Here is a 26,739-nt window from a genome sequence, read left to right on the forward strand (position 1 = left end):
GCAGTTCCCCGCGCCCCTCAATACCTAGGGGCGCGGGGAACTGCGCGATCAGCCCCCGCCGGGCCGTAGACGAACGACATCCGCCGGAGGCTTTCGGGAAGGGGCGGGGTGGGGGATCCGCTAGAACAGCAGCGCATCCCGGGCCGCACCCCCGGCCTCCGCCACGATCTCCGACACCGCCTGGGGCGGACGCACCACCGCGAACCGCACACCCTCCGCCGACGCGGTGAAGCCGTAAACCCCCGGCCTGGCAAGGCTGTTGTACGCGTAGTGGTGCGCGAAGTAGTACGCGCCCGTGTCGAGCACGGCCACATAATCGCCCTGCTCCAGCAACGGCAGCGCCCGCTCGCGCGCCAGCAGGTCCCCCGCGAAGCACGCCGGACCGGCCACGTCCTGGACGACGGGCGGGCCGGACTTGGGGCGGCCCTTCGGGTCGTACGCGGCGATCCGCAGCGGCCACGAGGCGGGCGCGTACACGGTACGGGCCGCGATCTGCACGCCCGCGTGGGTGACCGCGACAGGACGGCCCCCGGACGTCTTCGCGTACTCCACGCGCGCGAGCACCGTCCCGTGCTTGGCGAGCAGCGCCCGGCCGAACTCGGTGACCAGCGCGTACGACCCGTCGAACAGACCGGGGACGCGCTCGCCGAGCAGCCGTGCGTACTCCTCGTACGTGGGCGTCTCCTCGTCCGAGCGGAAGTTGACCGGCAGCCCGCCGCCGATGTCGAGCGTGTCGATCTGGCGGCGGCCCACGCGCGCGTTGATCTCCTCGGCGAGCTCGAAGACCACCCGTACGCCCTCCGCCATGAGCGACAGCGGCACGCCCTGCGAGCCGGAGTGGGTGTGCAGACGGGTCAGCCAGGGGCGGTCCGCGTACGCCCGCACGATCCACTCGCGGGCCCCCTCGTCCCGTAGCGCGACGCCGAACTTCGACGTGGCCGTCGCCGTCGACAGGGCGTCGATGGACCCCGCGCCCAGCTGCGGGTTGATCCGCAGGCCGAGCGGCGAGGCGGTCGGGGCGGCGGCCACGAGCGCGTCGAGGCGGGCCAGTTCCTGCGGGTTGTCGGCGTTGACCGCGATGCCGAGGGCGAGGGCCTCGCGCAGCTCGGCGGGGGTCTTGGCGGGGGAGTCGAGGACCGTACGGTCGGGGCCGACCCCGGCGGCGCGGGCCAGCGCCAGCTCGCCGGGGCTGGCGACCTCGGCGCCGAGCCCCTGCGCGGACAGCAGCCGCAGGACCGGCACCAGCGGGCACGCCTTGACGGCGAACGCGTGCAGCACGGGCGCGGTCGTCACGGCCGCGAACGCCGAGGTCAGCGCGGCCGCGCTCGCCCGGATGCCGGTGACGTCGAGCAGGGCCGCGAGCGGCGCCCCGGGGCCGACCGCGCCCTGTTCCACGGCCGCCCGCACCGCCTGCTCGCGCCGCGCCGCCGCGTCCGTGCCGGTCATGGGCATGTCCGTCATGGGATCAAGCCAATCACCGGGTGCGCCGACGCGCAGACGTACCGATGTATTGACTAGTTCTATTCAGCCAGCGAGGATGTGAATATCTGAGTCACGTCGTGAGGAGGCCTCGCCATGTCAGGACCCCGCCCCGTACGGGCACCGCGCGGTACGGAACTGAGTGCCCTGGGATGGCAGCAGGAAGCCGCCCTGAGGATGCTCCAGAACAACCTCGACCCCGAGGTCGCCGAGCACCCCGACAAGCTCGTCGTCTACGGCGGCACCGGCAAGGCGGCGCGCGACTGGCGCTCCTTCGACGCGATGGTGCGTACGCTGCGCACCCTCAAGCAGGACGAGACCATGCTGGTCCAGTCCGGCCGCCCGGTCGGAGTGATGCAGACCCACGAGTGGGCCCCGCGCGTCCTCATCGCCAACTCCAACCTCGTCGGCGACTGGGCGAACTGGGAGGAGTTCCGGCGCCTGGAGGCGCTGGGTCTGACCATGTACGGCCAGATGACGGCCGGTTCCTGGATCTACATCGGTACGCAGGGCATCCTCCAGGGCACGTACGAGACGTTCGCGGCCGTCGCGGCGAAGAAGTTCGGCGGCACGCTGGCCGGGACGATCACGCTGACCGCCGGTCTGGGCGGCATGGGCGGCGCCCAGCCGCTCGCCGTGACGATGAACGACGGCGTCGCGATCTGTATCGACGTCGACCCGCGCGCCATCGAGCGCCGTATCGAGCACCGCTACCTGGACGTGAAGGCCGACTCCGTGGAGCACGCGCTCCAGCTGGCGGTCGAGGCCCGCGACCAGCGCAAGCCGCTCTCCATCGGCCTGCTCGGCAACGCGGCGGAGCTGCTGCCGCGCATGCTGGCCGAGAGCGCGCCGATCGACATCGTCACCGACCAGACGTCGGCGCACGACCCGCTGTCGTATCTGCCGGTGGGCGTCGACTTCGACGACATGGCGTCGTACGCGGCGAAGGACCCGGCGGGCTTCACCACCCGTGCCCGTGAGTCCATGGCGCGGCACGTGGAGGCCATGGTCGGCTTCATGGACGCCGGTGCCGAGGTCTTCGACTACGGCAACTCGATCCGCGGCGAGGCCCAACTGGCGGGCTACGACCGGGCGTTCGCGTTCCCCGGCTTCGTCCCGGCGTACATCCGTCCGCTGTTCTGCGAGGGCAAGGGCCCGTTCCGCTGGGCGGCGCTTTCCGGTGAGGCGTCGGACATCGCCAAGACGGACAAGGCGATGCTGGAGCTGTTCCCGGAGAACGAGTCGCTGCACCGCTGGATCAAGATGGCGGGCGAGCGCGTCCACTTCCAGGGGCTTCCGGCGCGTATCTGCTGGCTGGGTTACGGCGAGCGGGACAAGGCGGGCGAGCGCTTCAACGACATGGTGGCGTCGGGCGAGCTCGCGGCCCCGCTGGCCATCGGCCGCGACCACCTCGACTGCGGCTCGGTGGCGTCCCCGTACCGCGAGACCGAGGCGATGCTCGACGGCTCCGACGCGATCGCCGACTGGCCGCTCCTGAACGCCATGGTCAACGTCGCCTCCGGCGCGTCCTGGGTCTCCATCCACCACGGCGGCGGCGTCGGCATGGGCCGCTCCATCCACGCGGGCCAGGTCACTGTGGCGGACGGTACGGCGCTCGCGGGCGAGAAGATCCGGCGCGTCCTGACGAACGACCCGGGGATGGGCGTGATCCGGCATGTCGACGCGGGGTACGACATCGCGGAGTCGGTCGCGGACGAGCGGTCGGTACGGGTCCCCATGCGGGAGGGTGACGCGTGACGGGGGGCACCCCGTCGACCCCGGGTGACCCCGTCCCCGGCTCGTCGGTCGGCTCCATGCCGGTGGGGGCTGGTCGCGCAGTTCCCCGCGCCCCTCAAAGCGGGGTGCAGGGGCCGCAGGCCCCGCCGGGGGTCCGGGGGCGTAGCCCCCGGGAGAACCCACCTACCCCCACCCCCACCCACCCGCGGAGCGTTTCGGGAAGGGGCGGGGTGGGGGAATCTCCCTCGTTCCACGACATGTGGCGGGACCTCGCCCCCATCGGGCGGGACGCCGACACCCGTGGGTATCGGCGGTTCGCGTGGACCGGCGCCGATGCCGAGTGCCGCGCGTGGTTCCGGGCGCAGGCCGAGGCGCGGGGGCTGACGTACGAGCTGGACCGGAACGGGAACCAGTGGGCCTGGGACGGGGACCCGGCCGCCGGGGACGCCGTCGTCACGGGGTCGCATCTCGACTCCGTGCCCGATGGCGGGGCTTTTGACGGGCCCCTCGGCGTCGTGTCGTCGTTCGCCGCCCTCGATGAGCTCCGGCGGCGCGGGGTCGTACTCACCCGCCCCCTCGCCATCGTCAACTTCGGCGACGAGGAGGGCGCAAGGTTCGGCCTCGCCTGCGTCGGATCGCGGCTCACCTCGGGGCAGCTCACCGTCGAGGCCGCGCACCGGCTGCGCGACGCCGACGGGGTCAGCCTGCCGCAGGCGATGGAGCGGGCCGGATACGACCCGGACGCCATCGGGCCGGACCACGAACGCCTCGCCCGCATCGGCGCGTTCGTCGAGCTCCACGTCGAACAGGGCCGCGCGCTCGACCTGAGCGGCGACGCCGTCGGCATCGCCTCGGCGATCTGGCCGCACGGCCGCTGGCGGTTCGACTTCGCGGGCGAGGCCAACCACGCGGGCACCACCCGCCTGGTGGACCGGCGCGACCCGATGCTCACGTACGCCGAGACCGTCCTCGCCGCCCGCCGCGAGGCCGAACTCGCGGGCGCGGTCGCCACCTTCGGCAAGATCTCCTGCGAGCCGAACGGCGTCAACGCCATCCCGTCCCTTGTACGCGGCTGGCTGGACTCGCGCGCCGCCGACCAGGCGACCCTCGACACCGTCGTCACGGCGATCGAGCAGGCCGCCAAGGAGAGGGCCGAGCGGGACGGTGTGGACCTGACCGTCGTACGGGAGTCGTTCACGCCCGTCGTCGAGTTCGAGCACGCCCTGCGCGACGAGCTGGGCAAGATCCTCGGCGGGCACACCCCCGTCCTCGGCACGGGCGCGGGACACGACGCCGGGATCCTCTCCGGGACGATCCCGACCGCCATGCTGTTCGTACGCAACCCCACCGGCGTCTCGCACTCCCCGGCCGAGTACGCCGGCGAGGACGACTGCGTCGCCGGGGTGATCGCACTCGCCGATGTTCTGGAGGGCCTGGCGTGCAGGTGACGTCGTACTGGCTGGAGCACGCCTGGCTCGACCCCGAGGTCGAACCGGGTGTGCTGGTGGAGGTCGCGGACGGGCGGATCTCCGTCGTACGCAAGGGAGTCGAGGCGCCGCCCCCCGGCGCCGAGGCCCTGCGCGGCCTCACCCTGCCCGGCCTCGCCAACGCCCACTCGCACGCCTTCCACCGGGCCCTGCGCGGCACCGTCCAGGTCGGCTCGGGCACCTTCTGGACCTGGCGCGAGGTCATGTACACGATCGCGTCCCGGCTGACCCCGGAGTCGTACTACGCGCTGGCGCGCGGGGTGTACGCGGAGATGGCGCTGGCCGGGATCACGGCCGTGGGCGAGTTCCACTATCTGCACCACGCGCCCGGCGGCACGCCCTACGACGACCCCAACGCGATGGGCGAGGCGCTGATCTCGGCCGCGCAGGAGGCCGGGATCCGCATCACGCTCCTTGACACGGCGTATCTGTCGTCGGGCTTCGGCGAGGCGCCCTCCACCCACCAGCTGCGCTTCTCGGACGGGAACGCCGAGGCGTGGGCGGAGCGGGCCGCGCTGCTGAAACCGCGTGACGGCGTACGTCTGGGAGCGGCGATCCACTCCGTACGGGCCGTGCCCGCCGACCAGTTGGGCACGGTCGTCGAGTGGGCGCGCGAGCGGGGGGCGCCGCTGCACGTCCACCTCTCCGAGCAGGTCGCCGAGAACGAGGCGTGTCTGGCCGCGCACGGGTGCACGCCGACGCGGCTGCTCGCGGACCACGGGGTGCTGGGGGAGCGGACGACGGGCGTGCACAACACTCATCTGACGGATGAGGACATCGCGCTGATCGGGTCGTCGGCGACGGGCACGTGCATGTGCCCCACGACGGAACGCGACCTCGCGGACGGCATCGGTCCGGCGGTGGAGCTGGAGCGCGCCGGATCCCCTCTCTCGCTGGGCAGCGACAGCCACGCGGTGATCGACCTGTTCGAAGAGGCGCGGGCGATGGAGCTGAACGAGCGGCTGCGGACGCGTACGCGGGGGCACTGGACTGCCGCGCAGCTGCTGCGCGCGGCGTCGCCGTCCGGGCATGCGGCGCTGGGCTGGAGCGACGCTGGTCGTCTCGAAGTCGGGGCCCGTGCCGACTTCGTGACGGTCGCGCTCGACTCCGTCCGTACGGCGGGGCCGGTGGCTCGGCTGGGCGCGGAGACCGCGGTGTACGCGGCGTCGTCGGCGGACGTCCGCCACACGGTGGTCGCGGGCCGCCCCGTGGTCCGCGACGGCGTCCACACGACGATCCCGGACGCGGCATCAGCCTTGACGGAAGCAATCGCGTCCCTACGGGAGTGACCCCCACCCCGCGTTCCCGAACCCCTCCGGGAGCGGCCCCCACCCCACCCCTTCCCTAAACCCTCCGGGGGTGGGTGGGGGGTGGAGGAAGGTTTCCCGGGGCTCCGCCCCGGACCCCGGGCGGGGCCTGCGGCCCCTGCACCCCGTTTGTCTGCGGACCGTGCCGGGTTGCTCGCGCCCACGCGGCGGAGCCGCAAATCGACACAGCCCCGCGCCCCTAACTACCCAAGGGGCGCGGGGAACTGCGTGACCAGCCCCCACCGGCCCGCAGACGAACGACACCCGCCGGAGGCTTTCGGGAAGGGGCGGGGTGGGGAAAAACCATCGAGAGGAACCCATGACCACCAGCACCCTCATCACCAACATCACCACCCTCGTCACCAACGACCCCGCCCTCGGCAAAGGCCCCCTCGGTCAGATCGAGGACGCCGCCGTCGTCATCGACGGGAACGTCGTCGCCTGGGTCGGCCGCGCCGAGGACGCGCCGGACGCCGACCACCGCCACGACGCGACCGGCCACGCCGCGATCCCCGGCTTCGTCGACTCCCACTCCCACCTCGTGTTCGCCGGCGACCGCACCCAGGAGTTCAACGCCCGGATGTCGGGCCAGGCGTACAAGGCGGGCGGGATCCGGACCACCGTCGCCGCCACCCGCGCCGCCACCGATGAACAGCTGAGCGCCAACGTCGCGCGGTATATCGGCGAGGCCCTGCGGCAGGGCACGACCACCTTCGAGACCAAGTCCGGGTACGGGCTCACCGTCGAAGACGAAGCCCGCGCCCTGCGCATCGCCGCCCAGCACACCGATGAGGTGACCTATCTCGGGGCTCACATCGTGGGCCCCGAATACGCCGACGACCCCGCCGGATACGTCGAGCTCGTCACCGGCGAGATGCTCGACGCCTGTGCCCCGTACGCCCGTTGGGTCGATGTGTTCTGCGAGAAGGGGGCGTTCGACGGGGACCAGGCCCGGGCCGTCCTCCTCGCCGGTCAGGCCAAGGGGCTCACCCCCCGCGTCCACGCCAACCAGCTCACCTACGGCCCCGGCGTCCAGCTCGCCGTCGAGCTGGAGGCGGCCAGCGCCGACCACTGCACGCACCTCACCGACGCCGACGTCGACGCGCTGGCGAACGGCCGGACGGTGGCGACGCTGCTGCCGGGCGCCGAGTTCTCCACGCGCGCGCAGTGGCCGAACGCCCGGCGGCTGCTCGACGCGGGCGTGACCGTCGCGCTCTCCACCGACTGCAACCCGGGCTCGTCCTTCACCAGCTCCATGCCGTTCTGCATCGCGCTCGCGGTACGGGACATGGGGATGACCCCGGACGAGGCCGTCTGGGCGGCGACCGCCGGTGGCGCGGCGGCGCTGCGCCGCACCGATGTCGGCCGGATCGCGCCCGGTGCCCGCGCCGACCTCGCGCTGCTCGACGCGCCCAGCCACGTCCACCTCGCCTACCGGCCGGGCGTGCCGCTGATCAGGGACGTCTGGCGTCAGGGAGTCAAGTGCGCGTAGCTCCTGGGGTGGGTGTCCAGGTACTCCGCGAACGACTGCGCCTTGTGGCCGGTCAGCCGGGGCACGATGTCCGAGACGGCCGCCATCTCGCCGGTCGCGATCGCCTCGTACGAGCTCACCCAGCCGGTGACCTCCCAGTGCTCGGCGCCGTAGCCCGCGCGTGAGGCGAACGCCTCCTCGCGGGTCTCGGCCGCGTACGTGATCTCCCGGCCCGACACCCGGCTCAGCTCGCGCGCCGCGTCGGCGAGGGTGAAGGCCTCGGGGCCGGTGATGTCGTAGGTGGCCCCGGCGTGCTCGGAGGCGTCGCCGAGCAGGACTGCGGTGGCCACGTCCGCGATGTCCTTGTGCGCCACGGCCCCGACCCGCCCGTCCCCGGCCGGGCCCCGGATCACCCCGTCCGCCCCGGCCATCGCGGCGATCCCGGCGAGATAGAGGCTGTCCCGCAGGAACGTGTACGCGAGGCCCGAGGCGCGGATGTGCTGCTCGGTGTGCCAGTGGTCGCGGGCGAAGGTGAAGGTGGCGTCGGGGGCGGCGCCCAGAAACGACACGTACACGATGCGCGGGACACCGGCGGCGACGGCCGCGTCCACCGCCGTGACATGGTCGCGCACCCGGTCGGGCGCCTCGTGCGCCGACACCAGGAAAAGCGTGTCGGCCCCGGCCAGCGCCTCCCGCATCGCCGGGCCGTCCCCGTACGCGGCGGGCGGCGCCTTCACCGCGCCGGGCAGCTCCGGCAGCCGCGCGGGGTTGCGCCCGAGCAGCCGGGACGCCACCCCCTGATCGGCGAGCCGCCGGGCCACCCGCCCGCCGATGGCCCCACCGGCTCCGGTGACGGCGATGGTTCCGGTCATGGTGATCTCCTCATCGGGTACTGATCGTTATCGTGCCGCAGGCACTCATGAGTCGCACGCTTAGAGTGGGCCGATGAAGACCATCGGCCTGATCGGCGGCATGAGCTGGGAGTCCAGCGCGGAGTACTACCGACTTCTCAACGAGCTGGTACGCGAACGGCTCGGCGGACTGCACTCGGCCCGCTGCGTACTGCACTCCGTCGACTTCGCCGAGATCGAGGAACTGCAGAGCGCCGGGGAGTGGGAGCGGGCCGGGGAGATCCTGGCGCAGGTCGCCAAGGGCGTCGAGGCGGCCGGTGCCGATCTCGTCCTCATCTGCACCAACACCATGCACAAGGTCGCCGACCAGGTCGCGGCCGCCGTCTCCGTGCCGCTCCTCCACCTCGGCGACGCCACGGCGCAGGCCGTACGGGACCGGGGCATCCGGCGCGTCGGTCTGCTCGGCACCGCCTTCACCATGGAGCAGGACTTCTACCGCGACCGCCTGCGCGCCCACGGCCTCGACGTCCTCACCCCGGACGAGGCAGGGCGCGCGCTGGTGCACCGCGTCATCTACGAGGAGCTGTGCCTCGGCGTGGTGAAGGACGAGTCGCGGCGCGCCTACCAGGACGTCATCGCGGCGCTCGTCGGCGAAGGGGCCGAGGGCGTCATCCTCGGGTGCACGGAGATCGAGCTGTTGATCCGTCAGGAACACAGTCCGGTACCGGTGTTCCCCACCACACGCCTCCACGCGGAGGCCGCCGTGACGGCCGCGCTCGAACCCTAGAACGGACCCCGCCCGCCATCTTCACCGTACGGTCACAAGAGCGGGTTCCTCCCTATCGTCCCGACATTTCGACCGGTACCTTCCTTGGCAGCGTGCTCAGGGGGAGACCGGGGGGTCGAGTTGAGCGGTGGACGCGGTGGCCGTATCAGGGTCGTGAGACCCGGCGAGCTGAACGCCGGCGAGCTGGAGATATGGCGCGACATACGGGCGAAGTCGGGCGCGCCCGCGAACCCTTTCATGGAGCCCGAGTTCACCCTCGCCGTGGCGCACGTCCGCCACTCGGCGAGGGTGGCCGTGGTCCACGAGGACGGTGAACCCGCCGCGTTCTTCCCCTTCGAGAAGGGCGCGCTGGGGCGGGGACGGGCCATCGGATTCGGCGTCTCGGACTGTCAGGGGATCGTCGCCCGGCCCGAACTCGCCATGGAAGCAAGGGAGTTGCTGCGGGCCTGCTCCCTCTCCGCCTGGGAGTTCGACAATCTGGAGGCGGGGCAGAGGCTGTTCGTGCCGGACGCGGCCGCCGCGTATCCGTCGTTCGTGGTCGACGTCGGCGCGGGGTACGAGGCGTACGAGAGCGGTCTGCGCGTCCGCTCGCCCAAGTTCTTCAGGACCACCACCGCCAAGGAGCGCAGGCTCGGGCGGCAGGCGGGCGATCTGCGGTTCGTCTTCGACGAGCGGGATCCGCGTGCGCTGCGGCAGCTGATGGAGTGGAAGTCCGCGCAGTACCGCCGCACCGGCCGCCGCGACCGGTTCGCGCAGGAGTGGATCAGCACCCTGGTGCGCTGTCTCGCGCACACCGACGCGCCCGGCTGCGCCGGCGTCCTGTCCGTCCTGTACGCCGCCGACCGGCCTGTCGCCGCGCACTTCGGACTGCGCTCGCGCACGGTGCTGTCCTGCTGGTTCCCGTCGTACGACCCGGAGTTCGCCAAGTACTCGCCCGGGCTCGTGCTGCATCTGCGCATCGCCGAGGCGGCGGCCTGGGCCGGGATCGGCATGCTGGATCTGGGGCGGGGGGCCGCCGAGTACAAGGACGCGCTGAAGACCGGGGAGATCCCGGTGCACGAGGGCGCCGCGGTGCGGCCGGGCGCGGGCGCCGCGCTGCACCGGCTCGGCCGCGAGCCGTCCCGCCGCGCGCACGCCTTCGTCCGCGCGAGGCCGGGGCTCGCGGCTCTCGCCCAGCGCACGCTGAAGCAGGCGGGACGCCTGCGGCGCGGGCACTAGCCCCGTCATCGCACCACCCGCACCGCCCGGAGGATCACGGGGGAGTCGCATGTCACGTCGCAGTACCGCACACAGAGCACACGCGCCCTGCCTGCCGGAGGCCGAGGAGATCGTCCGGGAGCACGGTGTCCACGGGGGCATCGGCGTCGGCGAGTTGGACCTCGACGGGCTCGACGGCGGGGTGCTCTCGCTGACGCCCGCACCCGGCGGTCCGCCGATCGCCCATGGCGAGGTGTACGTCCTCGTACGGTTGCGGGGGCGCCCGGTCGGCACGGTGATCGGGCGGGTCAGGGCGGGCGAGGACGCGGCGGAGGTGCTGGCGGCGGCGGCCCGTAAACAGCTGGCGGGGCATGTCCCGGAGGACCGGGCGGTGGCAGACGAGATACCGGTGGCCGGGGAGCAGACGGCCGGGCCTGGCGGCCGGTCCCCGGCCCCGGACCCCGCGCGGCTGCCCCGCGCCACCGTCGTCGTCGCCACCCGTGAGCGGGCCGGGCAGCTCGCCCGCGCGCTGGACTCGCTGCTCGTGCAGGACCATCCCGACTACGAGATCGTTGTCGTCGACAACAACCCCGTCACCGCCCAGACCCGCGAGCTCGTCGAGAGCGGCTACGCGGCACGGGGAGTGCGTTACGTCCGTGAGCCCGTGCCGGGGCTCGCCGCCGCGCACAACCGGGGCGTCGCGGTGGCCGACGGAACGATTCTGGCGTTCACCGACGACGACGTGGTCGCGGACGGGCAATGGCTCTCCTCGCTGGCCGCGCCCTTCGCCGCCGACCCGCGCCTCGGCTGCGTCACCGGACTGATCCTGCCCGCCCGGCTGCGTACGCCCGCGCAGATCCTCCTGGAGAGCCACGGCGGGTTCACCAAGGGCTTCGCGCCACGCCGCTTCGACCCGGCCCGGCCGCCCGCCGACGAGCCGCTGTTCCCGTTCACCGCGGGCAGATTCGGCTCCGGTGCCAACATGGCGTTCCGGGCCGACGCCCTGCGCGCCGTGGGCGGCTTCGACCCCGCCACCGGCACCGGCACCCCGGCCAGGGGCGGCGACGACCTGTACGCGTTCGCGCGGATCGTCGTCGCCGGACACCGCCTCGGCTACACACCCGAGGCGCTCGTCTGGCACCACCACCGCGAGACCTGGCAGGACCTGGAGAACCAGGCGTACGGCTACGGCGCCGGGCTCACCGCGTATCTCACCGCACTCCTCGTCCGCCGCCCCGCCCTGCTCCCCGCGCTGCTCAGACGGCTGCCGCGCGGCGCGGCCCACGCCCTCACCATCAGCGCCCACCGCGAGGCGGGCGAGCAGTCGGTGCCGGGCGAGCACGGCGCCCAGGACTACCCGTGGCCGCGCGGCCTGTCCCGCCTGGAGCGCCGGGGCATGCTGTACGGCCCGCTCGGCTACCTCCGGGCGCGCTACCGGGTCCGTGGCCTGCGCCGACCGTGGGAGCCGACCCGATGACGCGCGGGGACGCCACCGCCACCACGGGGACGGGCCGCTCCCGCATCCCCGTCCTCCTCTACCACGCCGTCATGGACGACCCGCCGGCCTGGATCGCCGAATTCACCGTCACACCACGGCAGTTCGCGGCCCACCTCGACGCGGTCGTGGCCAGCGGACGCACCCCGGTGACCGTGGGCGCGCTGGCCGACCACTTCGCCGGACGGGTGCCGCTGCCGCCCCGGCCGGTCGCGCTCACCTTCGACGACGGCTTCGCCGATCTGCCGGGCCCCACCGCCGACGCGCTCGCCGCCCGCGCGTTGCCCGCGACCGCGTACCTCACCACCGGCGCGATCACCCCGGGCGGCCGCTCGCTGCTGCCGCCCGCGCCGATGATGACCCTGGACGGGGCGAAGCTCCTGGAGCAGTACGGGATGGAGATCGGCGGCCACACGGTTTCGCACCCCCAGCTCGACACGCTGACCGCCAAGGCCCTGCGGCGCGAACTCACCGACTCCAAGGCCGTGTTGGAGGACGCGCTCGGCCACGCGGTGGCCCATCTCGCGTATCCGCACGGCTACAACAGCGCGGCCGTGCGCCGGGCCGCCCGAGCCGCCGGGTACGAGAGCGCCGTGGCGGTGCGGCACGCGCTGAGCTCGCACACCGACGACTCGTACCGCATCGCCCGCCTGATCGTCCGCCGCACCCACACCGCGGCGGACGTCGAGGCGTGGATGGCGGGCGAGGGGGCCCGGGTCGCGCCGTACCGGGACTCGGCGGCGACCGTGGGATGGCGGCTCTACCGCAGGGCGAGGGCGGTGGCGCGGGGGCCGGTTTTCGCGGGGTGAGCGCGTCGCAACGGGACCGTACGACAGCATCACAAACGCGAAGGATGTTCCTATACTTCGCTGAAGGGGACAGCCAGGGGACGGCGGCGTGACGGCCGCACCACATCTGTGGGGGGAGTCGCACTGTGCAGCAACGCGTGCCCGCGCCGGTGACCGAAGGCAGTGCGCTGCCCCCGGGCAAGGGCGGTGACAGTGGGGCGGACGGCTCCGTACGCGTCCCGAAGTGGCTGTCGCCGGAGCTGATGCGACCTCAAATACTGTTCACCTGGCTGCCGTTGGTCGTCGCCACGGCGCTGTGGCTGTACGCGCTGCCGCACATCGACTACCGGCACATGGGCGACTGGGGCCTGCTCGACAAGCTGCCCCTCGCCTTCTTCCTCTCGCTCGTCGTGCTCACCGCCGGGTTCGTCGTCAGTCTGCGCCGGGCGGGCACCGCGCCCTGGTGGCCCGGCCTGTACAGCGTGGCGCTACTCTTCGCCCTGAAGGCGCCGACCGCGATCCTGTACAACTCGGTGCGCTACCCCTGGGCCTCCAAGCACGACGCGGTCGTCACGCATCTGCTGGTCAACCAGGAGCTGCACCCCAACACCCCGCTCTCCGGCAACATGGCCGCCTACGACCAGTGGCCCGGCTTCTTCACGCTCAACTCGGCGCTGGTGCGCGCCTTCGGCGTGGAGACCACCCAGTCGTATCTGAACTGGGCGGCCCTGTTCTACGGGGTGATCCTCATCCCCGTCCTGGTGCTGATCTACCGCACCTTCGCCGAGGACTGGCGGCTGGTGTGGACGGGCGTCTGGATCTTCGAGGTCGCCAACTGGGTGGGCCAGGACTACTTCTCGCCGCAGGGCCTCGCCCTCATCCTGCATCTGTCCGTACTCGCCGTGGTCCTGCGGCACTTCGTACGCCCGGGCGCCGCCGGCGACCTGCGCTCGCGCGCCAACCTGGATCCGGCGGCGGCCTCCGTGCCCCCGCCCACCACGGCCCGCCAGCGGGCGGTCTGCGTACTGATCCTGGCGCCGCTGATCGCCGCGATCAACTTCACCCACCAGCTCACGCCGGTGATGCTCTGCGTCTGCCTCTTCGCGCTCAACCTCACCCGCCGCTACCGCAACCCCGGTCTGCTCGTCGTCACCGGCGTGATCATGCTGATCTGGGATCTGACGATGGGCCGCAAGCTGTTCGTGGAGACGCTGGACTCGCTCAAGGAGTCCGCGGGCAACCTCCTCAACAACTCACGCGCCGGGTACGCGGGTGAACTCACCGGCCCCGGGCCCGTGTTGCAGGGCCGGGCCGATGTCGTGATGGTGCTCGTGGTGGCCGCGCTCGCCGCCTTCGCCGTGCTGACCCGGCGCAAACTGCTCAAGAGCGCGCTGCCGCTGCTGCTCATCTCGATCGCGCCCGTACCCATGTTCGCGATCAACGACTACGGCGGCGAAATGCTCTTCCGGGTCTATCTGTTCGGCCTGCCCGGCGCCGCGTTCTTCGCCGCCGCCGCCCTGGTGCCCCCGCCGGGCGGCGCCAAGGAGCCCGTACGGATCCGGATCGGCCCCGTCGCGCGACGGCGGATCGCGGCCGTGGCGCTGCCCGCCGTGCTGCTCGCGCTCGTCGCCGGGTTCCTGCCCGCGTACTACGGCAAGGAGCGGATGTACTACACACCGCCCGCCGAGACCGCGCTGGTCACCCGGGTGATCGACCAGGCCCCGCGCGGCTCGCTGATCCTCGCCGCGACCGGCTCGTTCCCGATGGCGCTGCACCGCTACGACCAACTGGAGCACTGGTTCTTCGTGGAGCAGACGCTGCCCGAGAACATCCGGATGCTGAAGGATCCGGCGGGGTTCCTGGTGCCGCAGCTGCCGAAGGACGGCAGACCCGCGTTCGTGCTACTCACCCGCACTCAGGACACCTACACCTCCGGCGAGGGACTGCTGCCGCCGGGCGGCTTCCAGGAGCTGAAGACCAAGCTGGAGGCGTCCCCGCTGTTCCATGTGATCGACCGCAACGCGTACGCGACCGTCCTGGAGTACCAGCCCCGACGACCTTGAGGAGTGTGCTGCCGTGAGTGTGAACCAGAACAGCATCCGCGTCGCCGTGGCGCTCTCCGGCTGGGTGGCGCTGGCCGCGACCCTGTTGCCGGACGCCTGGCCGGCCCGCTGGATCCCGGTGCTGCTCTTCGTCACGTTCGGGCCGGGCTTCGCGCTGCTCTATCCGCAGCCGGGTGCGCTGCGGCCGGGCGCGCGTCTGGAGGCGCTGGCGCTCGCGGCGCCGCTCAGCCTCTCATTCGGGGCGCTGGTGTCGACGTGTCTGTTCCTGGTGAAGGGGTTCTCGGCGACGGCGTTCCTGATCTCGCTCGCCGTCTTCTCCTCGGTCGCCGCAGCCTTCCCGGGCCTCCCGCTGCCCGCCGCGACGCGCGGAGCCGCCGAGCGCACGCGCGCGAGGCCCGACGCCCGCAAGTAATCGGGGTCGTCAACTCCCGTACCGGCGACGGAAACCCACCGCCACCGCCGCCACCGCGCACAGCCCCGCGAAGACCGGCAGCGCGGCCCCCGCGAACGCCTCCTGCCCCGCCCACCCCGCCACCGCGAGCACCCACACCACCACCGAGGTGAGCCGCCAGTGCGCGCCCAGGGCGATCAGGGTCACCGTGACCAGTGCCAGGCAGAGCACCTGGAGGGCGATGGGCAGACAGCGCTCGGCCCCGGCGGGCGAGTCCAGCCCGGCCACGTCCGTGAGCAGCCGGGTCAGCGGCCCGTGCCAGGGTCCGGCCAGCGGGTCGGGCCGTACGCCGAGGATCAGCGGCGCGGTGTGCAGGGCGGCCACCGTCACCCCGAGCCCGGCGGCGAGCAGGCCCGGCCGGGCCCGGTAGAGCGAGACGGCCGCGCTGCACACCACGATGAGGAGCACCCCGGCGGTGAGCGAGACGGGCGGCAGCGCGCGCAGCAGCCCGGGGCCGTCGACGCGCTCGGAGCGGATCTCGGCGGCGCGCGACAGCGGCACCCAGAACAGCCCGGCGGCCAGCCCCAGGAGCAGCCACAGCACGGTGGTGAGCAGCGACTCGTCCCCGCCGTCCGCCTGTTGAGCCGGAACGGTCCGCAGATGCAGTGTGGTGGCGGTCGCGGCGCCGGGCGCGCTCACCGGGACGTAGACGGGGATGCCGAGCGCCGGGGTGCCGGTGTCGAGGCCGCCGCTGAGGTAGGCGGTCTGGGTGGTCCAGCGCGTCCCGTACTCCTTGGCCTCCTCGGTCCGCGCGAGCGCCGCCTTGCGGGCCCAGCTCGTGCCGTACTCCTCGCCTGTGCGCTTCGTACGGGGCGTACGGACGGTGGCGCGCCCGGCGAGGGCCGCGCGCAGGCCGGGTGCGGAGACCAGTGCCATGCCGGTCATCGACACCAGGACCGCCCAGCCCGCGCCCTCGATGCCGGTGGTGCCGAGCAGGACCGCCGCGCTGCCGAGGACCAGCGAGCACATGGTGCCCTGGAGCAGGGCGAGGACGCCGGTGCGGCCCTGGACGCGGAGCACCGCGATGTAGAGCTCGACGGCGACCCGGGGCAGCGCGGCCGCCGCGAGCAGGCGCAGGACGAGGGTGCCGTGCTCGGCGTAGTCCGCGCCGAACGGGGCGAGGATCTGCCGGGCGAAGACGATCAGGAAGAGGACGACGGGGACGAGCAGCAGCGACATCCGCCGCAGTGACGCCCGTACGCCGTCGGCGAGGCGGTCCGGGCTGTGCGAGGCGTGCGCGGTGAGCGAGGAGGCCATGTTGATCGCCATGAACTCCATCGTTCCGCCGACGGTGTACGCGATATAGAAGAATCCGTTCTGCGTGGCGCCGAACCGGACCGCCACCATCACCGGCAGCAGGTTGATCATCGCGAGCGAGAAGAGCGCGCCGACCGAGTCGCCCGCCAGGAAGCGCCCGATCTCGCGCAGCTCCGGCACCGGCCGGTCGCGGTCGGCGCGCTCCTGCGCGGGGATCAGCCTGCGGAAGATCAGCCAGCCCAGCGGCAGGATCGACAGGGCCATCGCCACCGTCCAGGAGACGAAGACGCCCAGGGCCAGGCCGGCGAAGGCGGCGAGCAGCAGCAGCTTGCCGAGCGAGAACACCGCGTTGCCGACCGGCACCCAGATCGCCTTGCGCAGCCCGGTGAGCACCCCGTCCTGGAGGGTGAGGATCGACCAGGCGACCGAGGCGACGGTGAAGAGCGCCCCGGCCGCGAGCCCGCCGAGCGGTGCGTACGAGGCGCCCCACAGCGGCAGCGTGAAGAGGAAGCCGACACTGGCGACGGTCACCACGACGGTGCTCACGATGTACGCCCGGACGACCAGCGGCCCGGTCGAGCGGCCCGCGCGCGGCACATAGCGCACGATCGCGCCGGTCATGGTGGTGGCGGTGATCGAGGCGAGCAGCCGCATCGCGGCGATGGCGGCGGAGCCCTGGCCGACCGACTCCTCGCTGTAGTAGCGGGCCGCGACCAGCCAGAACCCCAGGCCCAGGGCGGCGGAGACGGCCGTGGAGAGCATCAGGGCGTAGGCGTTGCGGAACATGGAGTCGCCGCTGCCGCCCGGTGGCTCGTCCACGGAGTCCTTGACCTCCCCCGCGTCCCCGACGGCGTCCCGGCGTGCGTCGGACGTGGTGTCAGACACCGGCGGGGCCGCCTCTCGCGGGCCGGGCCCCGGACTCCTCCAGGACCCGGACGGCGAGCTCGGCCTTCAGCGGGTCGACGGGCAGGGCGTGCCGCGCGAACCAGCGCGCGGCCTCGGGCTCGGGGGACGGGTCGGTGAACGCGCCGCCCGCGTAGTCGTCGAGCGGCGGGTCGTAGAGGTAGCCGACGGTGATCCGGGCCTCGGCGAGGGCGGCGCGGGCCGCGTCCCGGTCCTCGACGAGCAGCGGCACCCGGAACAGCGGCTGCGCGGGCCCCGGCCCCGGCCGCGCCCACTCGGTGGCGAGCAGCCGCTCGGTCCCGGCCCGGTGTGCGTCCAGTACGGCGTCCAGGCGCGCCATCTTGCGGCCGATCCTGGCCAGCCGGAGCCTGCCCGCGCCGGTGCGGTAGTCGTGCATGTCGACCCGCACCCAGGAGTGGAAGGCGGCCAGGTCGGGCGCATCGGCGACGGCCCGTCCCAGCTCGTCGGGTCTCAGCGCCATCCGGATGTCGTCGCGCTCCTGGAGCCCGAGCATCCGCAGCACCGCCCAGGCGGCAGGCGCGAGGTGTGCTCCCCGTACGGCCGCTTCCGCGTACGGGCGTATCCAGTAGGCGAGTTCGGCCGTACGGCGCGACGGTTCAAGGAGCTCGTCGCGGGTCTTGACCAGGGCCTCGCGCAGCCCCGGGTCGGCGACGGCCAGGAAGCCGCCCGCCTTGGCGGCGGTGTGCTTGGAGAGCGAGAACACCGAGGCGTCCCCGAACGTCCCGACCGCCCGCCCGCCGACCTCGCTGCCGATGGCGTGCGCCGCGTCCTCGATGAGCGCGATCCCCAACGCGTCGCATTTGGCGCGCAGTTCGGGCGCCGGGTCCGGGTTCCCGTACAGATTGGTGGTGAGGACGGCGGTCAGGTCCGGCCAGACGTCCTCGGGGACGGCGGCCGGGTCGATCGAGCCGTCGCGCGGGTCCAGCGGCGCCTGCACGGGCCGCAGCCCGGCCGCGAGCACCACGAAGAAGATGACGTCGTCGTTGACGGGCGACATCAGGACGCGCCCGCCCGGCGCGCACCAGTGGCGCAGCGCCACATACAGTCCGAGCCGGCAGGACGGCACATACAGGCATGCGCGCCCCAGCCGGTCCCGCATGGTCTCTTCGAGCGTCGAGCACGTGGTCTCGTACGGCATGAGTCCCCCCAGACCCCCCGGTTGCCCCGCGCTCAATGTGACCCAGACCGCACGGTTCGTCAACAATGAGTGAGGCATGCCCAGGGCAATGTCCGGGCAACGCGCGAGGCCCGTCCCCAAGAGGAACGGGCCCTCGGACAGGCGTGCAGACAGGCGGTTGCCGCTCCGCCGTCACTCTTCGACAGTCAGCCCCTTGCGCAGCCGCGACAGCGTGCGCGCGAGCAGGCGGGACACATGCATCTGGGAGATGCCGAGCTCCTCGCCGATCTCGGACTGGGTCATGTTGGCGACGAACCGCAGCGACAGGATCTTGCGGTCGCGGTGCGGGAGTTCGGCGATCAGCGGTTTCAGCGACTCGATGTACTCGACGCCTTCGAGGTCGTGGTCCTCGTAGCCGATCCGGTCCGCGAGCGCGCCCTCGCTGTCGTCCTCCTCGGGCTGGGCGTCCAGCGAGCTCGCGGTGTACGCGTTGCTCGCCGCCATCCCTTCGACGACCTCTTCCCTGCTGATGCCCAGGCGTTCGGCGAGCTCGCCCACCGTCGGTGAGCGGTCCAGCTGCTGGGCGAGTTCGTCGCCCGCCTTGGCCAGGTCGAGGCGGAGCTCCTGGAGGCGCCGGGGTACCCGGACCGACCAGGAGGTGTCGCGGAAGAAGCGCTTGATCTCGCCGACGATCGTCGGCATCGCGAACGTCGGGAACTCCACGCCGCGGTCGTGCTCGAACCGGTCGATGGCCTTGATCAGGCCGATCGTGCCGACCTGGATGATGTCCTCCATCGGCTCGCTGCGGGAGCGGAAGCGCGAGGCGGCGAACTTGACCAGGGCCAGGTTGAGTTCGACGAGCGTGTTGCGGACGTACGAGTACTCGTGGGTGCCCTCTTCGAGGGAGTCGAGACGTGCGAAGAGCGTCTTCGACAGCGCCCGCGCGTCCAGCGGGGCGATCTCGTCGTACGGAGGGATCTCGGGAAGATCCTCCAGTCCTTCGAGCGGGGGGTGCGGCATGTGCGGTGCCGACGTATCCAGGGATTCGTCGAGCCGGGGTGACATGGGGTCTCCTCATCGTTCTCGGCATATGGCTGCCGATGCCCATACGTGGTGATGCGGTGTGCGGCGCCTCCGTGGCCGGTCGCGTTGAAAAGCTGTCTCTACTACCCCTACCCGCTTTGGTTGTAAGCCCGCAAGGCTGGAATGTCCGTGTATGTCCGGTTCATTGTGTTGTTCCGCTTCCAGCGGGCGTAGGGAAGGCGTAGTGTTCTCGGGGAGTCCGCGTGTACAGAGCCGTATGCCGTCATATGCACGGAGAGGTGCGTCACGTGTGACGGGGAACACGGCCACCGCATCTGCGGGCAACGGCGAACCACGGCGAAGAGGGACGGGCATGGACCGCGGCACGGTCGGCAGCGCGAATCGGGGCCGGCTGGAGGTCGGCGTCAGGTCGCACGGCCGCAGCGAGATCTTCACGCCCGTCGGCGAGTTGGACCACCACACGGCCGAACTGCTCAGCGAGCCGCTGGAGAAGGCGGTCGAGGCGGGCCGCACCCGGCTCGTCGTGGACTGTTCGCGGCTCGACTTCTGCGACTCCACCGGACTGAACGTGCTGCTCGGCGCCCGGCTGAAAGCCGAGGCCGCCGGGGGCGGGGTGCACCTCGCGGGCATGCTCCCCGTGGTGGCCCGGGTCTTCGAGATCACCGGCGCGGAAGCGGTCTTCACCGTGCATGATTCGCTCGATGCGGCACTGGACGACTGACCCCGGCGCGGCGGGGCAGGAGACCAGACTCAAGACGTTGGCATTCGGCGAATCGGTGAGGTGAAGCGCTGATGAGCACCACCCGGCAGCATCCGCCGGGCGACTTTGGCCCCGAGCCGGACGGAGCTGCTCCGGCCGCGGCCTCGCGCGTCCTCGCACTGTACGGCGCCAGCGGCATCGTGCCGCTCGCACGCGACTTCACCCGGCGGGCGCTGCACGACTGGGGCTGGCTCCCGGCCGCCACCGCCGAGGGGCGCGCGGCCGCCGAGGACGTGCTGCTCGTCGTCTCGGAGCTGGTCACCAACGCTTGTCTGCACGCCGAGGGCCCCGAACAGCTGCGGGTCTCGTGCACCCCGAAGGTGCTGCGCCTGGAGGTCACCGACCGGGGCGCCGGACAGCCCGCGCCGCGCACCCCGCACCGCGCGGGGCGGCCCGGCGGCCACGGCATGTTCATCGTGCAGCGGCTCTGCCTGGACTGGGGGGTCGTACGGACCCCGGGCGTGCCCGGCAAGACGGTCTGGGCGGAGCTCGCGGCGCCGGCGTAGCGCTCCGGCGTCGCGCCCGCGCGGAACGCTCGGCGCCGTGCCCCGCGCGGGGTGTCGGCGTCGCATCGCGCGTAGAACCCTCCCGCCCAGAACACTGGCGTCACTCCGGTGTGTTGTGTGTCTTCCCTCGACAAGGTCCCCGGCGTACCTTGACGGCCAATCTGATGTGCCGTCAGTAACTTGAACGGCCTCGGGAACGAGGGAAATTCGAGGTGTCGCACGTGTCGTACCAGAAGCGGACAGCACTCGCGCTGGCGGCGGCCGTGGCGGGCCCGGTGGTGCTGATGGCCGCCCCGGCCGCCCATGCCGACGTCGTGGACGTCAACTACAACTGCGAGACGCCGATCGGCGCCAAGAGCGCCGTCTCGCCCATCGACATCAAGGCGGTCCCCAGCGGCAGCGCCTACAAGCTGACCATGTCGTTCCAGAAGGGCGTCTCCTCCAGCCCGGTCGCGCTGGGACCTGGCGCGATGAACCCGAGCGCGGTCGTCGATCTGGGCGGCGCGGACAAAGGCACGGTCGCGGTGGCCGGGCCCGCCAACTCGGCCGAGATCCCCGCCAACAGCCCCATCAAGATCAGCGACCTGAGCGGTACGTACACGCCCAAGGCGTCCGGCAAGGTCACCTTCACGGCCTCGGTCCTCACCATCAAGGCGCTGGGCACCGTCACCACCTGCAAGCCCGGCAACAGCCCCGGGCCCTCGCTCTCCCTCGACGTCAAGGCCGCGCCCGGCGCCCCCGCCGCCGACTCGCTGCCCAAGACCGGCCCGCTCGACTCGACGGTCGCGCTCGGCACGCTCGGCGGCACGGTCCTGCTCACGGGCGCTGCCGGGGTGCTGTGGCTGACCCGGCGCGGGCAACGGGTCTGACCTGCGCACCCGGGCCGAGCCGATACGACGGGGAGCCGCCGATGCCGCCACACCCGATCCGCCTGGCCGCTCTCGTCGCGGCCCTCGCCCTCTTCGTCCTGGACGCCCCGGTCGCGCGCGCGGCCGATGCGGACTGGAGCGCCGCGCCCGCGCCGGGCGGCGGCTCCCGGCCCACCGGCGACGGCAGGCCGTACTTCTATCTGGAGGGCGCACCCGGCTCCGTACTGGAGGACAAGGTCGCGCTCACCAACCCGACCGGGCACCCGCTGACCCTGCGGCTGCGCGGGGCCGCCGCCGACAATGCGGCCACCGGCGCCGTCACCTTACGGCCCGACGCCGACCCCTGGATCGCGTTCGCCGCCGCCGACGTGCGCATCCCGCCGCACACCCGGGCCGACGTACCGTTCTCGGTCACGGTCCCGGCGGGCGCGCAGCCCGGTGATCATCCGGCGGCCCTGGTGGCGTCCGGCGGCGGCCGCGAGGCGCGGGTCGGGCTGCGGCTGCGGGTCGGCGGCCCGACGCTGGCCGCGCTGACCGTCGAGGACGTCACTGTCGACGAGGGCCGGTCCCTGATCCGATACGCCCTGGTCAACCGGGGCAACACCACTTTGACCCCGAGCCTGGCCGTGCGCGCCGACGGGATCGTCGGGCATCCGCTGCGGCGCGCGGCCCGACCGCTTCCGCTGGAGCTGCTGCCCGGCCGCCGCGTCGAGCTGACCGAGCCGTGGCCGCATCCGCCCGCCCTGGACCGCGTCGAGGTCCGCCTCACGGTCACGGCGGACGGGGGCGCGCGCGGCGAGGCGTCGGCGTCGGCGGTCTTCGTGCCGTGGGCGCCGGTGGCGGGCGTCTCGTGCGTCTCGTGCGTACTGGCGGGGGGCGCGGCCTGGTGGTGGATCCGGCGGCGGAGAGGAGCGGCGTCGTGAGGCCGCGTACGAGGGCGATGGCGCTGGTCACGGCCGTACTGCTGCTGTTTTCGACTCTCGCGGCGGCGAGCGCGAGCGCGGATGACGGTAAGCCGGTCGTGACGCTCGCGCAGAAGGAGGCGGCGAAAGGGGCCGATCTCACCGTGAGCGGGACGGGCTGGCGGCCCGGCGCCCTGCTGATGCTCCTGGTGTGCGGTCAGTCGAGTCCCAGCACGGGCGTGATCGGCGGCACCAACTCCTGCGCCAACGCCGACGGCCGCGCCGTCACCACCGACGCCAAGGGCGCCTTCAGCAAGCCGGTGCCAGTGGCCGCGCCCCCGAAGCCGTGCCCGTGCGTGGTGCATGTGGCGACGGTGACGGGTGAACAGGACGCCGTGGACGCCGAGTTGACGATCACCGGCCATCCGGTGGCGCCGCTGCCCACCCAGACCGACGGCGGCCGTCTCGCCGTCCTGACCACCCCCGACCTCCGGGGCAGCGGCGGAATCCTCACCTGGTTCGGCGCCCCGCCCTCGCGCACGCTCGTCCTCACGGTCGGCAACCTCGGCTCCGCCCCCGTCAAGGACCCCGTCTTCCAACTGGGCACCTCCCACGGCGTGTTCGCGCCGCAGTGGGAGGACCGGCAGTGGAAGGGCACGATCAACCCCGGCCAGAAGGCCGAGGTCAAGCTGGGCTTCGAGCTGTCGGCGGGCGCGCACGGCGACTACCAGGTCTCGGTGAAGTACGCGCAGAAGGTGCTCGCCACCCAGCCGTGGGGAGTGGGCCGCCCCTGGGGCGTCACGCTCTTCTGGATCCTGCTCTGCCTGGTCGTCCCGGCGGCGGTGTTCCGCATCGGCATGGCGGTGGTGGACAAGGTACGCCCCAGCGGGGCGGGGCATGCGCGGCGCGGCCGCGGCGGCCGGGGCGGTGGCGATCGGGACGGCGTCGCCCGGGCGGATGGCGGCCGGGCCGGTGGTGCCCGGGCCGGTGGCGGCCGGGTCCGCCTGCGCCTGCCCGTCCGCCGGGCCGCGACCGACCCGGCCCGGCCCCGGCCCGGGGCCAACGGCATCGACCCGCGCCCCGGTACCGCCGACCCCGCCACCGACCCCCGCGCACCTACGGCGACGACCCGGCTGCCGTGGTTCACCCAAGACTCCGCACCGACCGAGAAGAGTCCGAACACCCCCACGACGAAGGGAAATCCGTGACCACGCAACGGAGGATGAGCGCGGCCGGTGTCGCGCTGATGCTCGGCGGCGCGGGGATCATTCTGGCCGCCGTGCCCGCCCGGGCGGCGGCAGAGGTCTCCTACGCCACCGAGTGCATCCCACCACCCATCTCCGGCCTGCCCCCCGTCGAGGGCACCACGAAAGTGCAGATCACCGCGCCCGCCGAGGCGAAAGTGGGTGACGAGGTCGATGTGGTCTGGAAGACCACGCAGGCCGCGTCGAAGAACCCCGATGTGCTCGATCTGGAGAAGGACACGGTCAAGCCGACCGGCACCCTCAAGGTGGGCGGCGCCCAGAGCGCCGACCTGGCGATGGAGGGCCCGAGGCAGAACCCGCCGATCCCCAAGAACAGCCCGATGGTCCTGCCCGACATGACGGCCAAGCTGAAACTGACCAAGGCGGGCGACGTCACGCTCACGCCCGACAAGTACAACATCAACGTCAGCAAGCCGCTCTCGACCGATACGAAGTGCTCCCCGAAGGCGGCCGTCGGGGTCGCCGCCACGATCAAGGTGACGGACGGGGGCGGGAGTTCGTCCGGAGGTACGACGACGTCGGGCGGTAGCACCACCTCCGGTGGTACGAGCTCCGGTGGTACGACCACGTCCGGCGGTACGACTGCTGGCGGCACCACCGGCGGAACGACGACGTCCGGCGGTACCACCGGCGGCACCACGTCCGGAGGAACCACCGGCGGAACCACCACAAGCGGCGGCACCACGGCAGGCGGAACCACCGGCGGTACGACGACCGGCGACACCACCACCGGCGGCACCGGTGGCCAGTCCGACTTCCCCGGCAAGGAAGTCGCCGTCACCTTCGAGTGCAAGAGTCCCGGCCCGCCCAGCATCGCCTCCAAGGTGACGATCGACGCCAAGAAGAACGGCGGCTCGTACGACCTCACCGTCAAGACCGCCAAGGGCGTCATGACCAGCCCGGCCTCGCTGCCCGCGGGCGCCCTGAAACCGTCCATGCAGGTCACCGTCGGCGGCGCCGACAAGGGCTCGGTCGCGGTCGCGGGACCGCCCAACTCCGGCCCCCTGAACGCCGGTGACCCGGTCAGCCTCAACGACATGACCGGCACCTACAAGCCGGGCGCGAGCGGCAAGGCGACGCTCAGCCCGGGCACCCTGACGATCGACGTCACCCTCGGCGGCTCGAAGATCAATATCCCCTGCGCGGTCAAGGGCACGGCGCCCGTCTCGCTCGAACTGGACACCACGGCCCAGCCGGGCGGCACTTCCGGCGGCACCACGTCCTCCGGCGGCGCCACGGGCGGCGCGAGCACGTCGTCCGGGGGCCTGGCCCAGACCGGCGCGTCCGACCACGGCGCCCTGCGCGCCCTCGGCCTGATCGCCGGCACCGCCGTCCTGCTCGGCGGCGCGGTCTTCACCTTCACCCCGTGGCGCCGCCTGCGCGGCACCCGCTGAGCGCTCACGTCGCGTACGTACGCACGTACGCGAAAGGGCCGCCGCACCCGTAACAGGTGCGGCGGCCCTTGGCGTTCAGCGGCGGAGCTCGCGGGGGCGCTTAGTGAACGGCGCCCATCAGCTCCTTGACCTTCTTGCGGTACATCCAGACCGCGAAGCCGGCGACCAGCGCGAGGGCGGCCTCCAGGGTGACGACGCCCTTGCCGTCCAGGTTGACGCCGCCGATGGAGAGCAGGCTGGTGGTGGCGTCACCGGCGGTGACGGCCAGGAACCAGACGCCCATCATCTGCGAGGCGTACTTCGCGGGAGCCATCTTCGTGGTGAGCGAGAGGCCGACCGGGGAGAGCGTCAGCTCACCGACGGTCTGCACGAAGTAGATCGCGACCAGCCACATCGCGGCGGCCTTGTGACCGCCGTCGGCGATGGTCAGCGGCGCCAGGAACAGGAAGAACGAGGCGCCGATGAGGGCCAGACCGGAAGAGAACTTCACGATCGTGCTCGGCTCCTTGCCGCGCCGGTTCAGCGCGAGCCAGAACCAGGCGAAGACCGGGGCCAGGGCCATGATCAGAACCGGGTTGACCGACTGGTACCAGGAGACCGGGAAGCCCCAGCCGAACACGGAGTTCTTGGCGGAGCTCTCGGCGAAGATCGACATGGTCGATCCACCCTGGTCGTAGATCATCCAGAAGACGGCCGCGGCGGCGAAGAACCAGATGTACGCGGACATCTTCGACTGCTCGCCGGCGTCCAGGTCCTTGTCGCGCTTGATCTTCACGAGCACCCAGACCGGGATGACCAGACCGGCGATCGCGATCGGCACCAGGAGCCAGTTGAGCGTGTAGTGGCCGGAGGCCACGACGGCGATGTAGAAGGCCGCGGCGACGGCCATCCAGATCAGGCCCTTGCGCAGCGTCGAGGTGCGCTCCTCGGCGCTCAGCGGCTTCGGGGTGACGGCGGAGCGCTCGCTCAGGCTGCGGCTGCCGATCAGGTACTGGCCGAGGCCCAGCGCCATGCCGAGAGCGGCGAGCGCGAAGCCGAGGTGCCAGTTGACCTTCTCGCCGATGGTGCCGATGACCAGCGGCGCGGCGAAGGCGCCGGCGTTGATGCCCATGTAGAAGACCGTGAAGCCACCGTCGCGGCGCGGGTCGTCCGGGCCGTCGTAGAGGTGGCCGACCATGGTCGAGATGTTGGCCTTGAGCAGACCGGAGCCGATCGCCACGAGGCCGAGGCCGGCGTAGAACAGTCCGGCCGACGGCAGTGCCAGCGTCAGGTGGCCGAGCATGATGACCACGCCGGCGATGGCGACGGTCTTGCGCGGGCCGAAGACGCGGTCGCCGATCCAGCCACCCGGCAGGGTGAGCAGGTAGACGAGCGACAGGTACACCGAGTAGATCGCGGTCGCGGTGGTCGCGCTCAGGTGCAGGCCGCCGGGAGCCACCAGGTACAGCGGAAGCAGTGCCTTCATGCCGTAGTAGGAGAAGCGCTCCCACATCTCGGTCATGAAGAGAGTGGCCAGGCCGCGGGGGTGGCCGAAGAAGGTCTTCTCGGCGGTGGTGCTGGCCGAGTCCTTCGTCAGGCTGGACGCCAT

The 26,739-nt window shown here is 72.4% G+C and carries 22 protein-coding genes; 16 read left to right on the forward strand and 6 right to left on the reverse strand.

From position 1 onward, the window contains the following. Positions 1-120: 120 nt before the first annotated feature. On the reverse strand, positions 121-1,461 hold the full coding sequence (locus tag ACT1U9_RS18785; RefSeq protein WP_444533876.1) for a diaminopimelate decarboxylase: 1,341 nt from the start codon (positions 1,459-1,461) through the stop codon (positions 121-123). A gap of 114 nt (positions 1,462-1,575) precedes the next feature. Here ACT1U9_RS18785 and hutU point away from each other — a divergent pair, with 114 nt between their 5' ends. From hutU to hutI, 4 genes are all read left to right on the forward strand, one after another. After that, the gene (hutU, locus tag ACT1U9_RS18790) at positions 1,576-3,237 is read left to right on the forward strand and encodes a urocanate hydratase (protein WP_444533877.1); all 1,662 of its coding nucleotides are present in this window, start codon (positions 1,576-1,578) and stop codon (positions 3,235-3,237) included. 236 nt (positions 3,238-3,473) lie between these two features. Beyond that, complete coding sequence (locus ACT1U9_RS18795) at positions 3,474-4,664, forward strand: allantoate amidohydrolase (protein ID WP_444539174.1); 1,191 nt, start codon at positions 3,474-3,476, stop codon at positions 4,662-4,664. After that, positions 4,655-5,992 carry a formimidoylglutamate deiminase gene (locus tag ACT1U9_RS18800; RefSeq protein ID WP_444533878.1) on the forward strand — a complete coding sequence of 446 codons (1,338 nt, stop codon included), beginning with the start codon at positions 4,655-4,657 and terminating at the stop codon, positions 5,990-5,992. The genes ACT1U9_RS18795 and ACT1U9_RS18800 overlap by 10 nt, the downstream gene beginning before the upstream one ends. 337 nt (positions 5,993-6,329) lie before the next feature. Then, on the forward strand, positions 6,330-7,502 hold the full coding sequence (gene hutI, locus ACT1U9_RS18805) for an imidazolonepropionase (protein WP_444533879.1): 1,173 nt from the start codon (positions 6,330-6,332) through the stop codon (positions 7,500-7,502). On the opposite strand, the gene ACT1U9_RS18810 is transcribed toward hutI, so the two are convergent. Further along, positions 7,481-8,353, reverse strand: a complete 873-nt coding sequence (locus tag ACT1U9_RS18810; protein WP_444533880.1) for an NAD(P)H-binding protein — start codon at positions 8,351-8,353, stop codon at positions 7,481-7,483. The two genes, hutI and ACT1U9_RS18810, sit on opposite strands and share 22 nt — an antisense overlap. A gap of 73 nt (positions 8,354-8,426) precedes the next feature. Between ACT1U9_RS18810 and ACT1U9_RS18815 the strand changes: the two genes are divergently transcribed. The 6 genes from ACT1U9_RS18815 to ACT1U9_RS18840 all read left to right on the forward strand — a co-directional run bounded on the left by ACT1U9_RS18815 (position 8,427) and on the right by ACT1U9_RS18840 (position 15,074). Then, a complete protein-coding gene (locus ACT1U9_RS18815; RefSeq protein ID WP_444533881.1) occupies positions 8,427-9,119 on the forward strand; it encodes an aspartate/glutamate racemase family protein in 693 nt (230 codons plus the stop codon). 144 nt (positions 9,120-9,263) lie between these two features. Further along, positions 9,264-10,337, forward strand: a complete 1,074-nt coding sequence (locus tag ACT1U9_RS18820; RefSeq protein WP_444539175.1) for a GNAT family N-acetyltransferase — start codon at positions 9,264-9,266, stop codon at positions 10,335-10,337. Positions 10,338-10,476: 139 nt separating this feature from the next. Then, on the forward strand, positions 10,477-11,793 hold the full coding sequence (locus tag ACT1U9_RS18825) for a glycosyltransferase (protein ID WP_444539176.1): 1,317 nt from the start codon (positions 10,477-10,479) through the stop codon (positions 11,791-11,793). Beyond that, on the forward strand, positions 11,790-12,620 hold the full coding sequence (locus ACT1U9_RS18830; RefSeq protein WP_444533882.1) for a polysaccharide deacetylase family protein: 831 nt from the start codon (positions 11,790-11,792) through the stop codon (positions 12,618-12,620). Before ACT1U9_RS18825 ends, ACT1U9_RS18830 begins: the two co-directional genes overlap by 4 nt. 125 nt (positions 12,621-12,745) lie before the next feature. Further along, on the forward strand, positions 12,746-14,662 hold the full coding sequence (locus ACT1U9_RS18835) for a hypothetical protein (protein ID WP_444533883.1): 1,917 nt from the start codon (positions 12,746-12,748) through the stop codon (positions 14,660-14,662). A 13-nt stretch (positions 14,663-14,675) separates the two neighbouring features. Next, entirely contained in the window at positions 14,676-15,074 is a 399-nt protein-coding gene (locus ACT1U9_RS18840) for a hypothetical protein (protein ID WP_444533884.1), read from the forward strand. Between the two features lie 9 nt (positions 15,075-15,083). On the opposite strand, the gene ACT1U9_RS18845 is transcribed toward ACT1U9_RS18840, so the two are convergent. The 3 genes from ACT1U9_RS18845 to ACT1U9_RS18855 form a co-directional block, all read right to left on the reverse strand. Then, positions 15,084-17,255: a lipopolysaccharide biosynthesis protein gene (locus ACT1U9_RS18845; protein ID WP_444533885.1), complete on the reverse strand. Its 2,172-nt coding sequence runs from the start codon at positions 17,253-17,255 to the stop codon at positions 15,084-15,086. Then, entirely contained in the window at positions 17,248-18,393 is a 1,146-nt protein-coding gene (locus ACT1U9_RS18850) for a DegT/DnrJ/EryC1/StrS family aminotransferase (protein WP_444539177.1), read from the reverse strand. Before ACT1U9_RS18850 ends, ACT1U9_RS18845 begins: the two co-directional genes overlap by 8 nt. A gap of 210 nt (positions 18,394-18,603) precedes the next feature. After that, a complete protein-coding gene (locus ACT1U9_RS18855) occupies positions 18,604-19,476 on the reverse strand; it encodes an RNA polymerase sigma factor SigF (RefSeq protein ID WP_444533886.1) in 873 nt (290 codons plus the stop codon). A gap of 331 nt (positions 19,477-19,807) precedes the next feature. Between ACT1U9_RS18855 and ACT1U9_RS18860 the strand changes: the two genes are divergently transcribed. From ACT1U9_RS18860 to ACT1U9_RS18885, 6 genes are all read left to right on the forward strand, one after another. Continuing rightward, entirely contained in the window at positions 19,808-20,176 is a 369-nt protein-coding gene (locus ACT1U9_RS18860) for an STAS domain-containing protein (RefSeq protein ID WP_188277370.1), read from the forward strand. 71 nt (positions 20,177-20,247) lie between these two features. Beyond that, entirely contained in the window at positions 20,248-20,721 is a 474-nt protein-coding gene (locus tag ACT1U9_RS18865; RefSeq protein ID WP_444533887.1) for an ATP-binding protein, read from the forward strand. Between the two features lie 221 nt (positions 20,722-20,942). After that, positions 20,943-21,590, forward strand: a complete 648-nt coding sequence (locus ACT1U9_RS18870; protein ID WP_444533888.1) for a peptidase — start codon at positions 20,943-20,945, stop codon at positions 21,588-21,590. 41 nt (positions 21,591-21,631) lie between these two features. Next, positions 21,632-22,513 (forward strand): COG1470 family protein, encoded by an 882-nt coding sequence (locus tag ACT1U9_RS18875; RefSeq protein ID WP_444533889.1) that lies wholly within the window; start codon positions 21,632-21,634, stop codon positions 22,511-22,513. Positions 22,514-22,530: 17 nt separating this feature from the next. Next, positions 22,531-23,700, forward strand: a complete 1,170-nt coding sequence (locus tag ACT1U9_RS18880) for a hypothetical protein (protein WP_444539178.1) — start codon at positions 22,531-22,533, stop codon at positions 23,698-23,700. A 14-nt stretch (positions 23,701-23,714) separates the two neighbouring features. After that, the gene (locus tag ACT1U9_RS18885; protein ID WP_444539179.1) at positions 23,715-25,151 is read left to right on the forward strand and encodes a hypothetical protein; all 1,437 of its coding nucleotides are present in this window, start codon (positions 23,715-23,717) and stop codon (positions 25,149-25,151) included. Between the two features lie 100 nt (positions 25,152-25,251). Here ACT1U9_RS18885 and ACT1U9_RS18890 read toward each other — a convergent pair whose 3' ends face one another. Then, complete coding sequence (locus ACT1U9_RS18890) at positions 25,252-26,739, reverse strand: oligopeptide:H+ symporter (RefSeq protein WP_444533890.1); 1,488 nt, start codon at positions 26,737-26,739, stop codon at positions 25,252-25,254.

Origin of the sequence: Streptomyces sp. BR1 (assembly GCF_052373795.1) — a bacterium.
Classification (GTDB): Bacteria; Actinomycetota; Actinomycetes; order Streptomycetales; family Streptomycetaceae; genus Streptomyces.

Bases quoted from the DNA above. Each gene is read 5' to 3' on its own strand.
- ACT1U9_RS18855 (WP_444533886.1), bottom strand. From the start codon at position 19,476: ATGTCACCCCGGCTCGACGAATCCCTGGATACGTCGGCACCGCACATG.
- ACT1U9_RS18795 (WP_444539174.1), top strand. From the start codon at position 3,474: ATGTGGCGGGACCTCGCCCCCATCGGGCGGGACGCCGACACCCGTGGG.
- ACT1U9_RS18815 (WP_444533881.1), top strand. From the start codon at position 8,427: ATGAAGACCATCGGCCTGATCGGCGGCATGAGCTGGGAGTCCAGCGCG.
- hutU (WP_444533877.1), top strand. From the start codon at position 1,576: ATGTCAGGACCCCGCCCCGTACGGGCACCGCGCGGTACGGAACTGAGT.
- ACT1U9_RS18880 (WP_444539178.1), top strand. From the start codon at position 22,531: ATGGCGCTGGTCACGGCCGTACTGCTGCTGTTTTCGACTCTCGCGGCG.
- ACT1U9_RS18865 (WP_444533887.1), top strand. From the start codon at position 20,248: ATGAGCACCACCCGGCAGCATCCGCCGGGCGACTTTGGCCCCGAGCCG.
- ACT1U9_RS18785 (WP_444533876.1), bottom strand. From the start codon at position 1,461: ATGACGGACATGCCCATGACCGGCACGGACGCGGCGGCGCGGCGCGAG.
- hutI (WP_444533879.1), top strand. From the start codon at position 6,330: ATGACCACCAGCACCCTCATCACCAACATCACCACCCTCGTCACCAAC.
- ACT1U9_RS18850 (WP_444539177.1), bottom strand. From the start codon at position 18,393: ATGCGGGACCGGCTGGGGCGCGCATGCCTGTATGTGCCGTCCTGCCGG.
- ACT1U9_RS18860 (WP_188277370.1), top strand. From the start codon at position 19,808: ATGGACCGCGGCACGGTCGGCAGCGCGAATCGGGGCCGGCTGGAGGTC.
- ACT1U9_RS18875 (WP_444533889.1), top strand. From the start codon at position 21,632: ATGCCGCCACACCCGATCCGCCTGGCCGCTCTCGTCGCGGCCCTCGCC.
- ACT1U9_RS18810 (WP_444533880.1), bottom strand. From the start codon at position 8,353: ATGACCGGAACCATCGCCGTCACCGGAGCCGGTGGGGCCATCGGCGGG.
- ACT1U9_RS18830 (WP_444533882.1), top strand. From the start codon at position 11,790: ATGACGCGCGGGGACGCCACCGCCACCACGGGGACGGGCCGCTCCCGC.
- ACT1U9_RS18890 (WP_444533890.1), bottom strand. From the start codon at position 26,739: ATGGCGTCCAGCCTGACGAAGGACTCGGCCAGCACCACCGCCGAGAAG.
- ACT1U9_RS18885 (WP_444539179.1), top strand. From the start codon at position 23,715: ATGAGCGCGGCCGGTGTCGCGCTGATGCTCGGCGGCGCGGGGATCATT.